This window comes from Pseudoalteromonas arabiensis, assembly GCF_001550155.1.
Taxonomy (GTDB): domain Bacteria; phylum Pseudomonadota; class Gammaproteobacteria; order Enterobacterales; family Alteromonadaceae; genus Pseudoalteromonas; species Pseudoalteromonas arabiensis.
Window position 1 is genome coordinate 48,918 of record NZ_LRUF01000019.1, and the last position, 13,127, is coordinate 62,044.

The 13,127-nt window shown below is 43.1% G+C and carries 14 protein-coding genes, 4 tRNA genes and 1 riboswitch; of the genes, 13 read left to right on the forward strand and 5 right to left on the reverse strand.

Going from position 1 to position 13,127, the window contains the following annotated elements:
* Nucleotides 1–74 precede the first annotated feature (74 nt).
* From PAARA_RS08010 to PAARA_RS08040, 7 genes are all read left to right on the forward strand, one after another.
* On the forward strand, nt 75–476 hold the full coding sequence (locus tag PAARA_RS08010; RefSeq protein ID WP_062568526.1) for an META domain-containing protein: 402 nt from the start codon (nt 75–77) through the stop codon (nt 474–476).
* Nucleotides 477–541: 65 nt separating this feature from the next.
* Nucleotides 542–643, forward strand: a riboswitch (TPP riboswitch).
* Between the two features lie 144 nt (nt 644–787).
* On the forward strand, nt 788–2,740 hold the full coding sequence (gene thiC, locus PAARA_RS08015; protein ID WP_062568527.1) for a phosphomethylpyrimidine synthase ThiC: 1,953 nt from the start codon (nt 788–790) through the stop codon (nt 2,738–2,740).
* Between the two features lie 68 nt (nt 2,741–2,808).
* A complete protein-coding gene (locus PAARA_RS08020) occupies nt 2,809–3,813 on the forward strand; it encodes an FAD-dependent oxidoreductase (protein ID WP_062568528.1) in 1,005 nt (334 codons plus the stop codon).
* 8 nt (nt 3,814–3,821) lie between these two features.
* Nucleotides 3,822–4,019: a sulfur carrier protein ThiS gene (gene thiS / locus PAARA_RS08025; RefSeq protein ID WP_171041525.1), complete on the forward strand. Its 198-nt coding sequence runs from the start codon at nt 3,822–3,824 to the stop codon at nt 4,017–4,019.
* A gap of 1 nt (nt 4,020) precedes the next feature.
* On the forward strand, nt 4,021–4,803 hold the full coding sequence (locus tag PAARA_RS08030) for a thiazole synthase (RefSeq protein ID WP_062568529.1): 783 nt from the start codon (nt 4,021–4,023) through the stop codon (nt 4,801–4,803).
* A gap of 15 nt (nt 4,804–4,818) precedes the next feature.
* The gene (thiE, locus tag PAARA_RS08035; protein ID WP_062568530.1) at nt 4,819–6,342 is read left to right on the forward strand and encodes a thiamine phosphate synthase; all 1,524 of its coding nucleotides are present in this window, start codon (nt 4,819–4,821) and stop codon (nt 6,340–6,342) included.
* 1 nt (nt 6,343) lies between these two features.
* Complete coding sequence (locus PAARA_RS08040) at nt 6,344–7,111, forward strand: HesA/MoeB/ThiF family protein (RefSeq protein WP_062568531.1); 768 nt, start codon at nt 6,344–6,346, stop codon at nt 7,109–7,111.
* 51 nt (nt 7,112–7,162) lie between these two features.
* Here PAARA_RS08040 and asd read toward each other — a convergent pair whose 3' ends face one another.
* On the reverse strand, nt 7,163–8,029 hold the full coding sequence (gene asd, locus PAARA_RS08045; RefSeq protein ID WP_171038291.1) for an archaetidylserine decarboxylase: 867 nt from the start codon (nt 8,027–8,029) through the stop codon (nt 7,163–7,165).
* A gap of 18 nt (nt 8,030–8,047) precedes the next feature.
* Nucleotides 8,048–9,106, reverse strand: coding sequence for a small ribosomal subunit biogenesis GTPase RsgA (gene rsgA / locus PAARA_RS08050; protein ID WP_062568532.1), 1,059 nt, complete (start codon nt 9,104–9,106; stop codon nt 8,048–8,050).
* A 122-nt stretch (nt 9,107–9,228) separates the two neighbouring features.
* Here rsgA and orn point away from each other — a divergent pair, with 122 nt between their 5' ends.
* The 5 genes from orn to PAARA_RS08075 all read left to right on the forward strand — a co-directional run bounded on the left by orn (nt 9,229) and on the right by PAARA_RS08075 (nt 10,933).
* A complete protein-coding gene (gene orn, locus PAARA_RS08055) occupies nt 9,229–9,774 on the forward strand; it encodes an oligoribonuclease (protein ID WP_062568533.1) in 546 nt (181 codons plus the stop codon).
* Between the two features lie 258 nt (nt 9,775–10,032).
* Nucleotides 10,033–10,108: transfer RNA gene (locus tag PAARA_RS08060), tRNA-Gly, on the forward strand.
* Nucleotides 10,109–10,180: 72 nt separating this feature from the next.
* Nucleotides 10,181–10,256 (forward strand) — tRNA-Gly (locus tag PAARA_RS08065).
* A gap of 101 nt (nt 10,257–10,357) precedes the next feature.
* Nucleotides 10,358–10,433, forward strand: a tRNA-Gly gene (locus PAARA_RS08070).
* Nucleotides 10,434–10,857: 424 nt separating this feature from the next.
* Nucleotides 10,858–10,933: transfer RNA gene (locus tag PAARA_RS08075), tRNA-Gly, on the forward strand.
* Between the two features lie 70 nt (nt 10,934–11,003).
* On the opposite strand, the gene PAARA_RS08080 is transcribed toward PAARA_RS08075, so the two are convergent.
* The 3 genes from PAARA_RS08080 to PAARA_RS08090 form a co-directional block, all read right to left on the reverse strand.
* A complete protein-coding gene (locus PAARA_RS08080) occupies nt 11,004–11,429 on the reverse strand; it encodes a secondary thiamine-phosphate synthase enzyme YjbQ (RefSeq protein ID WP_062568534.1) in 426 nt (141 codons plus the stop codon).
* Nucleotides 11,426–11,893, reverse strand: a complete 468-nt coding sequence (locus tag PAARA_RS08085; protein WP_062568535.1) for a chemotaxis protein CheX — start codon at nt 11,891–11,893, stop codon at nt 11,426–11,428. Before PAARA_RS08085 ends, PAARA_RS08080 begins: the two co-directional genes overlap by 4 nt.
* 76 nt (nt 11,894–11,969) lie before the next feature.
* Nucleotides 11,970–12,404, reverse strand: coding sequence for a transcriptional repressor (locus PAARA_RS08090; RefSeq protein ID WP_062568536.1), 435 nt, complete (start codon nt 12,402–12,404; stop codon nt 11,970–11,972).
* A gap of 95 nt (nt 12,405–12,499) precedes the next feature.
* Here PAARA_RS08090 and PAARA_RS08095 point away from each other — a divergent pair, with 95 nt between their 5' ends.
* A complete protein-coding gene (locus PAARA_RS08095) occupies nt 12,500–13,120 on the forward strand; it encodes a MarC family protein (RefSeq protein ID WP_062568537.1) in 621 nt (206 codons plus the stop codon).
* Nucleotides 13,121–13,127 lie beyond the last annotated feature (7 nt).

Sequence of the window (13,127 nt, forward strand, 5' to 3'; positions counted from 1 at the left end):
AACATGTTTTTTTAACGATCAAACACGTTAAATATTGTTATCATTACTAAATTGAAAATAAAGTCGAAAAACATATGAAGCTAGTCGCCTTGCCAATTCTTTTTGTATTATTTTGTGTGGGATGCTCATCAACTGGGAGCGTGTCAAGCGAACACTTAAAATACACACAATGGCAGCTATCAAAAATAAATGGTTTATCTATCCCTGTGTCACAAAGTGCATCAATGCGTTTTATTGAAGCCATGCAAATCAATGGCTTTGCGGGCTGTAATAAATTTTTTGGTGAAGGGCAGCTCGTCGAAGACACATTGAAAGTAAATAAGCTAGGTATGACTCGTAAGTCATGCGGTGAAAAAGTGGATGAGCTAGAACAGAAATTATTAATGACTTTAAAGCAAGGCGCAGCAATTTCACTGAATGATGAAAAGTTGGTGTTACAAGGCGAGCATCACTTCACTTTTATCGTTAAAAACTAAAACGCTTAGCTTGCAGCTATTTTTTAACTCACGTACACTCATTGTGTTTTTATAAAACAACGAATTTAAACTTGTCGGAGTGCCTTTAATAAGGCTGAGATCGCGAAAGCGGGATCCGTGAACCTGATCAGGCTAACACCTGCGTAGGGAACAAGCTGCCTCACTAGGCGCTTGTGCGCCAAATATAGGGGCATAAGCGGCATAGGCTGCAACAGTAAGTGTTTATCTTACTAACGATCCAATGGCGTTTGCCACTCTCTATTGCACTTGCAATATCTGACAAGACAACCCTTAAAGCAATGAGGTAAGTCATGTCAAACACACCAACTAAACCGTCTCGCCGCGAAACACGTGCGGCTGCATCAGATTATATTTACAACCTAACCGGTCAACCTTTTCCTAACTCACATAAAGTCTATGTTGAAGGCACACAAGAAAACGTACGTGTGGGAATGCGTGAAATCACCCTCAGCGATACCTTTATCGGTGGTACTGAAGAGAACCCCGTATTTGAACCCAATGCGCCAATTCGTGTTTACGATACTTCGGGCCCATACACTGACCCTGATTTTCAACTTGATGTACGTAAAGGTCTTGAAAAGTATCGTGAAAAGTGGATTGAAAAGCGTGGTGACACTGAAATTTTAGACTCAGTGACGTCGCAATTTTCTCAGCAGCGTATGGCAGATGAAGGGTTAGATCATATCCGCTTTGAACATCTACCAAAGATCCGCCGTGCCAAAGCGGGTAAAAACGTTACCCAAATGCATTATGCGCGACAAGGTATCGTGACGCCTGAAATGGAATATGTGGCGATCCGTGAAAACATGGGACGCGAAAAAATTCGTGAAGAGTTACTCGCAGCCCAGCACAAAGGCGAATCGTTTGGCGCTAGCATTCCTGATTTTATTACCCCTGAATTTGTGCGTGATGAAATTGCCCGTGGTCGTGCCGTGCTTCCTAACAACATCAATCACCCAGAAACTGAGCCGATGATTATTGGCCGAAACTTCTTAGTTAAAGTGAACGCGAATATTGGTAATTCGTCGGTCACTTCATCAATCGAAGAAGAAGTAGAAAAAATGGTGTGGTCGACTCGTTGGGGCGCTGACACGGTAATGGACTTATCAACGGGTCGCTATATTCACGAAACCCGTGAGTGGGTGGTACGTAACTCACCAGTACCAATTGGTACCGTGCCGATTTATCAAGCCCTTGAAAAAGTAAACGGTGTTGCCGAAGACCTAACGTGGGAAATTTTCCGCGATACCTTGATTGAACAAGCAGAACAAGGTGTTGATTACTTTACTATTCATGCTGGGGTATTATTGCGTTACGTGCCAATGACCGCAAAGCGTGTGACCGGTATTGTTTCGCGTGGTGGTTCAATCATGGCGAAATGGTGTTTAGCGCATCATAAAGAAAACTTTTTATATACTCACTTTGAAGATATTTGTGAAATTTTAAAACAGTACGATGTGTGTTTCTCATTAGGGGATGGCTTACGCCCAGGCTCTATTGCCGATGCCAATGACGAAGCCCAGTTCAGCGAATTACGTACTTTAGGTGAGCTGACCAAACTTGCTTGGAAACATGATGTGCAAGTATTCATCGAAGGCCCAGGCCATGTGCCAATGCATATGATCAAAGAGAACATGGAAGAGCAGCTAAAACACTGCGAAGAAGCACCGTTTTACACTCTTGGCCCATTAACCACGGATATTGCTCCTGGCTATGATCATTTCACATCAGGTATTGGCGCTGCGCAAATTGCGTGGTACGGCTGCGCCATGCTGTGTTATGTAACCCCGAAAGAGCATTTAGGCTTACCAAACAAAGAAGACGTTAAAGAAGGTTTGATCACCTACAAGATTGCTGCCCATGCCGCCGATTTAGCAAAAGGCCACCCTGGGGCGCAAGAGCGCGATAACGCATTATCAAAAGCGCGCTTTGAGTTTCGTTGGCACGACCAATTTAACATCGGTTTAGACCCTGAACGTGCTCGCGAATATCACGACGAAACGCTGCCGCAAGAATCGGGCAAGATAGCTCATTTTTGCTCTATGTGTGGTCCTAAATTCTGCTCAATGAAGATCACTCAAGAAGTACGTGATTATGCCAAAGATCTTGAGCAAAGAGGGATTGATTTTAATACCTTAGGTGAGGGCATCGAAATCAAAATGGTTGATGTCGAAGCCGAGATGAAAGCGAAATCAGATGAGTTCAAAAAAACAGGCTCTGAGATATACCACAAAGCAGTTTAGGCTAGTTGTAGGCGCGATTTTATATCGCGCTATTTGCTTAAATCTTATCGTTTAAGGCTGAGGTTAATATGTCTTACAACATTGCAGTGATTGGTTTTGGCTTAACGGGACGCTTAGCTGCATTGGCGTTAAGTAAGCAGCATCAAGTTACGGTGTTTGAGCAAGATGATGAACATGCTAGCAACAGTGCTGGTAGCGTTGCTGCAGCGATGTTAGCCCCCCTTGCTGAATCAGTCCTGTGTGAACAGGATTTAGCCCTACAAGGGCTTAATAGCATCACTCGTTGGCAGCAAATTTTAAGTGAACTTGATGACGCTGTGTATTTTCAACAAACAGGCAGCTTGGTGGTTGCTCATCAGCAAGATAAGGGCGATTTACACAGTTTTGTGAGTCGCTTAAAACCGCTTGAAAGCTATCAAGCACAGACATTGGTTGGCACTCAAATCGCTGACCTTGAGCCAGAGCTAGCTGGGCGGTTCCATCAAGGTGTGTATTTACCTTGTGAAGGGCAACTCGATAATCAGGCATTTTATGGCGCTAGTTTTAAAAAGCTTACCTCGCAAGGAGTGCAATTTAACTTTGGCTGTAAAGTTGCATTGAACGCCCATCAAGTGAATGGGCAAAGCTATGATTATGTGTTTGATTGCCGCGGCTTAGGTGCTAAACAATCTGAACCTTTACTGCGTGGAGTAAGAGGGGAAGTGGCGCGTTTATATGCACCAGAGGTGAACCTAACCAGACCGATACGTCTGATGCATCCACGTTACCCAATTTATATTGCTCCTAAGCCAAATCATCAATTTGTGATTGGTGCGACTGAAATCGAATCGCAAGACCGAGGTAAAGTCACCGTACGCTCGGCGCTGGAGTTATTGTCTGCTGCTTATACGGTGCATAGCGGCTTTGCTGAAGGGCGTATCGAGAGCTTGCAATCGGGGCTTCGTCCAGCGTTTGCAGATAACCGCCCGAAAGTCACAAAACAAGGTCGAGTGATCTGCATTAATGGCTTATACCGTCATGGCTATTTACTTGCGCCTCAGGTGGTCGATGATGCAGTGAGCTTAATTGCTTAAGGATAAAAATGAATATTTTAATTAATGGTCAGTCAGTTACAGTGAATGATAATACATCGCTGACTCAGGCGTTAAGTCAATTTGGCGCAAGACCGCCATTTGCCGTTGCCGTTAATGGTGACTTTGTGCCGCGCAGCCAGTGTGACGCTAAAACCCTCAACGAAGGCGACAGCATTGAGCTATTGTCGCCAATTCAAGGAGGCTAAGATGGATAGTTTTTCGGTTTATGGTGAACAATTTTCCAGTCGTTTACTGATTGGCTCAGCATTGTATCCTTCACCGAGTGTTATGCAGGATTCGATAGTGGCCTCACAGGCTGAGATTGTAACCGTTTCACTAAGACGTCAGCAAAGCGTTGCTGCGGGTGATGATTTTTGGCAATTGATAAAAAATACCGGGTTAAAAGTGCTGCCAAATACGGCGGGTTGCCATAGTGTGAAAGAAGCGGTGACCTTGGCGAAAATGTGCCGAGAAGTGTTTACCACTGACTGGATTAAGTTAGAACTGATTGGTGATGAATATAATTTACAGCCCGATCCAATCGCACTGCTCGAAGCCACTAAAACCTTATTGGCCGATGGCTTTAAAGTTTTACCTTATTGCACTGATGATTTAGTACTGTGTCAGCGCTTAGCTGATTTAGGCTGCGAAGTACTTATGCCTTGGGGCGCACCGATTGGCACGGGTAAAGGCTTGCTGAACCCTTACAACTTAAAAATGATCCGTGAGCGCTTGCCAAACCATACTTTAATTGTTGATGCAGGCTTAGGTTTACCATCTCATGCCTGCCAAGCGCTTGAATTAGGGTATGATGCCGTATTATTAAATTCGGCAATTGCAGGTGCAGGTTGCCCAGTGACGATGAGTAAAGCGTTTAAGAGTGCTGTAGAGGCGGGGCGGTATAGCTATGTGGCCAAAGCGATGCCAGAGAAAGACGTAGCAAGCCCATCAACGCCGACGCTCGGTATGCCATTTTGGCATCAAGAATAAAATGTGAGGAATAACATGAATCAGGTTGTATGGACCATAGCAGGCTCAGATTCGGGCGGCGGTGCAGGAATTCAAGCCGACATTAAGGCAATGCAAAGTTTTAATGTACATGGCTGTACAGTTATTACTGCTTTAACGGCACAAAATAGTTTAGGTGTAGAAGCGCTAAACCCGATTTCAACAGAAGTGATTGAGTCGCAACTATTAGCCTTAGCCAGTGATATGCCTGCCAGTGTGATTAAAATTGGCATGCTTGCCAATGTGCAGCAAATACAGCTTATTAGTGAGCATTTAAAACATTATAAAGCAACTTGGGCAGAACCGCCTTTGGTTGTTTATGATCCGGTTGCCATTGCCTCGAGTGGTGATTTATTAACAGAAGAAGATACCGTTAGTGCCATCAAAGAGTGTTTATTGCCATTAGTCGATGTTGTAACACCGAACACCCACGAAACGCAGTTATTAACCGGTGTTTATTTGATTGGCCCAAGTGCAGTGAAAGAAGCCGCTGAAAAGTTAACGAGCTATGGTGCAAAAGCGGTGATTATTAAAGGGGGTCATTGGGATTACCCAAGTGGCTATTGCATTGATTACTGCGTGCAAGGCGAACAAGCATATTGGCTTGGCAACGAAAAAATTCAAACTCCGCATAGTCATGGCACTGGATGTAGTATGGCGTCGGTAGTTGCTGCTTGCTTAGCAAAACAGTACCCACTTAAAGATGCCTTTATTTTAGCGAAAGCCTATATAAACCAAGGTTTAAAAGCGGCTGTTCGCTATGGTGAAGGTATTGGTCCTGTTGCACATACTCGCTTTCCAACAACACTGGCGGATTACCCACAAGTCATCGAAGCGGGGAGTTGGTTAGGTGATGAGCTCGACTTTGATTGCCCGGCTAATTTTACCATGGCAGCAGGCTTTGCAGAATGTGACTCTAAACAGCTTGGGTTATATGCCGTTGTTGATACCCTTGATTGGTTGGAGAAGTGTTTAGCCGAAGGGGTTAAAACGGTTCAATTAAGAATGAAAAATGCAGACGATGCAGCACTTGAAGAGTCGATTGCAAGTGCGGTTATGCTGGGGCAGAAGTACGATGCGCAGGTGTATATTAATGATTATTGGCAATTAGCGATTAAGTACGGCGCTTATGGTGTGCATTTAGGACAAGAAGACTTACAAACCGCTAATTTAATTGCCATAAAAGAGGCAGGGTTACGCTTAGGTGTTTCGACCCATGGTTTTTATGAGATGCTACGCGCGCATAATTACAGACCAAGTTATATGGCGTTTGGCGCTATTTACCCAACCACCACTAAAGACATGACGGGGCAAATTCAAGGCTTAGAAAAGCTCGAAAAATTTGTGCCGCTAATGGCCGATTATCCAACAGTCGCAATTGGTGGGATTGATTTATCACGTGCAGAGCAAGTTGCGAGTACGGGGGTTGGCAGTGTTGCAGTAGTACGTGCGATTACTGAAGCCGAAGACTACCAAACAGCCATTGCCAAGTTAAAACTGCTGGTCGAAGGTCAGTCTTAATATGAGCGCGTTAAGCGACAAAGAGCAAATTCGTTATAGCCGCCATTTACTATTAAAAGAGGTGGGGCATGCGGGCCAGCAAAAGTTAAAGTCTGCACATATTGTGGTTGTCGGAGCTGGTGGGCTTGGCTCTCCAGCACTGTTTTATTTAGCGGCGGCTGGAATCGGAACGCTCACTTTAATAGACGATGATAAGGTTGAGCTTTCAAACCTACAGCGACAAGTACTGTATAAAATAAACCATATGGGGCAGGCAAAAACACAGGCGGCTGCCAAGGTGTTAAGCAGTTTAAATAATCAAATAACGGTTAAACCCCTATGCCAAAAGCTTGATGAAAGTAACTGTGCTGAGCTTCTTGAGGGTGCTGACATCATCCTTGATTGCAGTGATAACTTTGCTACCCGTTATTTGGTTAATCGTTATTGTTTAGCTAAATCTATCCCACTTGTATCAGCTGCTGCTATTGCAACACAGGGGCAGGTGATGAGTTTTGATTTTCGTCATAAACATAGCCCTTGCTATGGTTGTGTGTTTCCGCAAACGGATGAACAGACAGCGCTTAATTGTGACAATGCTGGGGTATTGAGCCCGTTGCTCGGTGTTATGGGGAGCATGCAAAGTTTATTGGCTATCAATATATTACTTGGCCATAAAGCGGGCAGTGAGTTTATTCAATTTGATGGGCTAACACTAAAACAGCAGCGCTTTAATATTCAAAAAGATAGTGAATGCTCAGAGTGTAATCGTGAGGGTAGGCGCGATTTATAGTGAATTTTAAGCAAACCACTTTTGCTAAAGTGGTTTGCTTAATTGAACTTATTAGTCGTTAATTTTCGCAAAGGGTGTGCCCATACGCGTCACTGTTTCTGGGTGTTGATCTGATAAGAACTCAGCTTGATTTGCACCCCAAGCTAAAATAACGGTAGAGCCTAACTTAAAGCGGCCCATTTCTTCACCTTTCTTCAGAGTAATCGCATTGTCACCTTCAGTTGGGTAATTCCAACTAAATACATCTTTACCCGCTGGTGGCGTTACAGTGCCTGCCCAGATAGTCTCGATGCTAGCAACAATTGTCGCACCAACCAGCACCATAGCTAGTGGGCCAATTTCGGTTTCAAAGATAGCCACAACACGCTCGTTACGAGCAAATAGGTTAGGTACATTTTGTGCTGTTAACGGGTTTACCGAAAATAAATCACCCGGTACGTAGATCATTTTGCTCAGCGTACCATCAACAGGCATGTGAATACGGTGGTAATCTTTTGGTGCTAAATAAATAGTCGCAAACTTACCGCCTAAAAACGGCGCTGTGTCTTCTTCTTTGCCACCAAGTAGTGCTTGTAAGCTGTAGTCGTGGCCTTTTGCTTGGATGATTTGACCGTCGACTACATCGCCTAATTGGCTAATTGCACCATCAACTGGGTGAGCAATAATGTCGCTTTCTTCAGCAAGTGGACGAATGCCTTCTTTTAATGGGCGAGTGAAAAACTCATTAAAAGTTTTGTAATGAGCTGGATCTGGGTATTTAGCCTCACTCATATCAATTTTGTATTGTTTGATAAACAATTTAATTAAGGCCGTTGTTAAGCCACCCGCTTTTGCTGCTGCTAACTTGCCAACCATGCGCGAAATGAAATGTTTTGGCATGGCATATTGCATAGCAATTTTGAATTTATCTAAACTCACTTGTTATTTCCTAAATAGTTATACGCGAGGAGCGCGTGCACCAGCACGGCCGTCGGCCATAGTTTCTAAAATTCGGTGGTAACTGTCAAAGCGAAGTTCTGAAATTTCACCATCATCAACAGCTTGGCGAATTATACAGCCAGGATCGTTTAAATGCTTACAATCGCGAAAACGACAGCCACCAATAAAATCACGGAACTCTTTAAAGCACCACGTAACGCGCTCAACATCTAAATGCCATAAGCCAAACTCACGAATTCCTGGTGAGTCGATTAGGTTACCGCCATTTGGTAAATGGTGTAATCGCGATACGGTGGTTGTATGCTGGCCAAGGCCGCTGTTTTCAGAGACTTTTTGAGTTAAAATTTCAGCGTCGGGTAGCACTGTATTGACTAAGGTTGATTTACCCACACCACTTTGACCAACAAAAATGCTGTTTTTATCTACCAGCTTTTGCTTTAGCTCATCTATGCCATGACCTGTTTTATTACTGACTAACAGTACTTGATAACCTAGCTCACGATAGATATCGAGAATTTCATCAATAAAAGCAAGGCCTTCATCGTCTATTAAATCTATTTTGTTAAGTACCAAAATAGGCTCAATACCCATGTCTTCACAGGCAACTAAATAACGGTCAATAATGTTTGGCGTAAACTCAGGCAGTACCGCCGAGACCATTAAAATTTGGTCGATATTGGCAGCGACGACTTTCACTCCGTCATAAAAATCAGGGCGTGTTAGTTGTGAGCGACGTTCATGGGTTGCTTCAATAACGCCTGCTAAGTCGCCTTCGCTGACTTTTGCACGGCGAAAAATAACTTCATCACCACACACAAGGCTTGATACGGTTCTGCGTATATTACAACGCAGCACTTCGCCTGATTCGGTTTCGATATCGGCATGTTGGCCAAATCGACTGATCACAACCGCATTTTCGGCAGGGCCTAAATTATCATTTTGCCATTGCACTGCAGCCCCTTTCTGTTGCTTTTTATCTGCATTAGAGAGGCGTTTTTGGTGATTGGCCTTAATTCGACGTGATTGGCCTTTACTTAATTTCTTTTGTTTTGCCACTTTTGGCCCATAACTTGATTAAATGTCGGGCTTTTTGAAAAAAAAGCTTTAGGTCGACTGATGATACTAATATGATATATCTAAATGCGTTGGATCTAAAGGAAAGCACCGCTAAGGTAACTATGTCTTTTCATAAATCAAATCTTATCTGGCTCGACCTGGAAATGACTGGCCTCGAACCAGCAACAGATAAAATACTCGAAATTGCCACTGTTGTCACCGACAGTGATTTAAACATCTTGGCTGAAGGCCCTGTTATTGCTATTCATCAAAGTGATGAACTGCTTGATGGCATGGACGAGTGGTGTACAACTCAGCACGGTCAATCTGGTTTAACAGCTCGTTGTAAAGCAAGCACATTCACTGAACAAGATGCTATTGATCAAACACTGGCATTTCTAAAGCAATGGGTACCTGCGGGTGCTTCACCTATGTGTGGTAATTCTATCGGCCAAGACCGCCGCTTTATGAATAAGTACATGCCTGAATTGGAAAACTACTTTCACTACCGTAACCTTGATGTGAGTACAGTTAAAGAACTTGCACGTCGTTGGAAACCTGACGTATTAGCGCAAGTGAACAAAAAAGGTTCACATCTAGCCCTCGACGATATCAAAGATTCGATCATGGAATTAAAGGTTTACCAAGAAAAATTCTTTAATTTGTAAAAAACATTTGCAAACACATCGGATTATTGTAGAATCCTGCCCCGCTTAAGACGTTAACCCTCGCGGGGTTCGTATGTCTCTAAGTAATTGAATGCGGCACTAGCTCAGTTGCCAGAACGTTTTACCGCAACCTTCAAGGTTGTGCAGCAACGGACAAATTACTGATTACTTATAAAGCGGCACTAGCTCAGTTGCCAGAACGTTTTACCGCAACCTTCAGGTTGTGCGACAACGGACAAATTACTGACTACTTATAAAGCGGCACTAGCTCAGTTGGTAGAGCGCAACCTTGCCAAGGTTGAGGTCACGAGTTCGAGCCTCGTGTGCCGCTCCAATTTCTCACTAAAAGAAATTGGCTTAAGTTTCAAGGGGAAAGTTGAAAGCATTAGCTTGAAACTAGAAAAATGCGGCACTAGCTCAGTTGGTAGAGCGCAACCTTGCCAAGGTTGAGGTCACGAGTTCGAGCCTCGTGTGCCGCTCCAATTTCTCACCAAAAGAAATTGGCTTAAGTTTCGAGGGGAAAGTTGAAAGCTCCAAGCTATTCCAACTTTTAACTTGAGTCTTATAACTAGTAACTTATTGTGCGGCACTAGCTCAGTTGGTAGAGCGCAACCTTGCCAAGGTTGAGGTCACGAGTTCGAGCCTCGTGTGCCGCTCCAATTTCTCACCAAAAGAAATTGATATAAGTTTTAAGGGGAAAGTTAAAAGCATGAGCTTGAAACTAGAAACTTGCAGCTTACAAGTTATTTATGCGGCACTAGCTCAGTTGCCAGAACGTTTCACCGCAACCTTTAGGTTGTGCGCCAACGGACAAATTACTGACTACTTTTGAATGCGGCACTAGCTCAGTTGCCAGAATGTTTTACCGCAACCTTCAGGTTGTGCGCCAACGGACAAATTACTGACTACTTTTGAATGCGGCACTAGCTCAGTTGCCAGAATGTTTTACCGCAACCTTCAGGTTGTGCGCCAACGGACAAATTACTGACTACTTTTGAATGCGGCACTAGCTCAGTTGCCAGAATGTTTTACCGCAACCTTCAAGGTTGTGCAGCAACGGACAAATTACTGACTACTTATAAAGCGGCACTAGCTCAGTTGGTAGAGCGCAACCTTGCCAAGGTTGAGGTCACGAGTTCGAGCCTCGTGTGCCGCTCCAATCTCTAGACAAATCCCAAAATACTTTCTTAAATAATTTAGTTAATGCCAAGTTTTGCTTACAGCTTGTTTTAGATCTGACCTTGAATCGTCGCGACAATACGTCTTGCACCACCTTGATCTCGGTGTTCACCTAAATAGATACCTTGCCAAGTACCTAGCATTAAACGGCCTTGATTAATTGGAATGGTGAGCTCAGCACCTAATGTACTGCTTTTTATGTGGGCTGGCATATCATCATCACCTTCATAATCATGACGATAATAACTTTGTCGTTCTGGCACAAAATGATTGAAGTGACTTTCCATATCCATTCGTACAGTAGGATCTGCATTTTCGTTAATAGTTAAGCTTGCAGAAGTATGCTGAATGAAAAGATGTAACAAACCAACTTTGTATTGCCTTATTTCAGGAAGTTGACGAAGTAGCTCGTCATCAATGATGTGAAAGCCTCGTGAACGAGGCTTCAATTGAATGGTTTTTTGCTGCCAGCTCATAGTTTATCAAAGCTAACTTCAATATTAGCGTTACCATCAGCTGAAGTGAATGGAATTAACACCTTAGCACCCTCACATTTATGAGCGATTGTATGTCCTTTACCAGACACAACGACAGGTGTTGCCATATCAAACTCATAGCCTTTTTCGCCGAGTAGGTTTTTAGCGCCACCTGTTACCATATTGGTAATTTCGCCCACCATGTCAGTGACTTCTTCATTGACTGAGTCTGGTCGCTCACCTAGCATTCTTTCCATAATGGTTAATGCTAGATTTTCATCAAAAGTAATTGATAGTGAGCCTTTTGTTTGTGGCCCCACCATACCAATCAAGCCCGACACATCGCCACGGGCTAACTCATCTTTTTTTAAACTTGGTTTACCCGGTTTTAATTCTGTTTGAGCCATGGTGCTCAATACATTCAATAATGATGATAAAAAAGGGTTGATGAACTCTACATTCATTGTTTATTTTCCCTCAGATTACGCAGTTAAACTGTTTTTCTAACTATAAGTGTAGTGGCTGTATGTGACAGCGCACTTAATCTTTGCAATTTTCACATTTACCGTGAGCTTCGATAGTTTGTCCTGAGACAATAAACCCACTCTCTGCGGCTAGGTTATTTAGTTCGTGTGAAATAACGGTTGAGTGTAATTCTTTAACATAGCCACAACTGTCACATATGAGTAATTGTACAGGGTGAATATGATCAAAATGATGGCACAACATAAATGAGTTGGTACTTTCAATTTTGTGAATAAAGCCAAGTTCTGACAAGAAATCGAGAGCACGATAAATAGTGGCAGGTTTTGCGCCTGACTCTGTTAATTTAAGTTGTTCTAATAAGTCATAAGCACCAACGCCACCCTGAGCACTTGCTAGCAGGCGGAATACTTTCTCACGGATAGGTGTGAAACGTGCCCCACGATTATCGCAGACTTGTTTTGCTTTACTGACGAGTGATTCTATATTCATCTTCTCTTATCCTTACGCTACCGTGATATACTAACATACTGTATTGTAGTTGCAGTGTTTTTATTCGCTAACACGTTTTATAGGGAGTTTTCTTAATGAATGAATTGCTTGCTGCATTCATTTTCTTTTTTGCCGTCATTGACCCTATTGGTACAGTGCCTGTATTTATTGCTGTTACTCGTTGGGATGATGCTAAATTTAAGCGTAAAGTTGCGTTAAAGGCAGTTGGCGTTTCTGCATTAGTTTTATTGTTCTTTGTGATTGCTGGTGAACTACTTTTAAACGCGATCAATATTCCGCTTTCAGCGTTTCAGATTGCCGGAGGTATCGTATTATTAATTTTTGCCTTGTCGATGATATTCGGTGAAAGTAAACCTGAAACTGAAATCAAAAGCGTTCGCGACAGTACCGAAACTGCTATTTTTCCATTAGCCATTCCTTCTATAGCCAGCCCAGGTGCCATGCTTGGTGCGGTGCTAATGACTCGAAATACAGAATACACTTGGTATGAGCAGCTTGTAACATCATCAATCATGCTTTCTGTATTAGTGATTGTGTTGGTTTTATTATTGCTCGCAACACATGTACATAAGTTAATTGGCGATAGTGGGGCAAGTATTATTAGCCGAGTAATGGGATTAATTTTATCTTCCGTGGCTGTGACTAATATTTTGGGGGGGATTGCCCATTACTTTGGTTTAGCTGTGACAGCATAATTTAAAT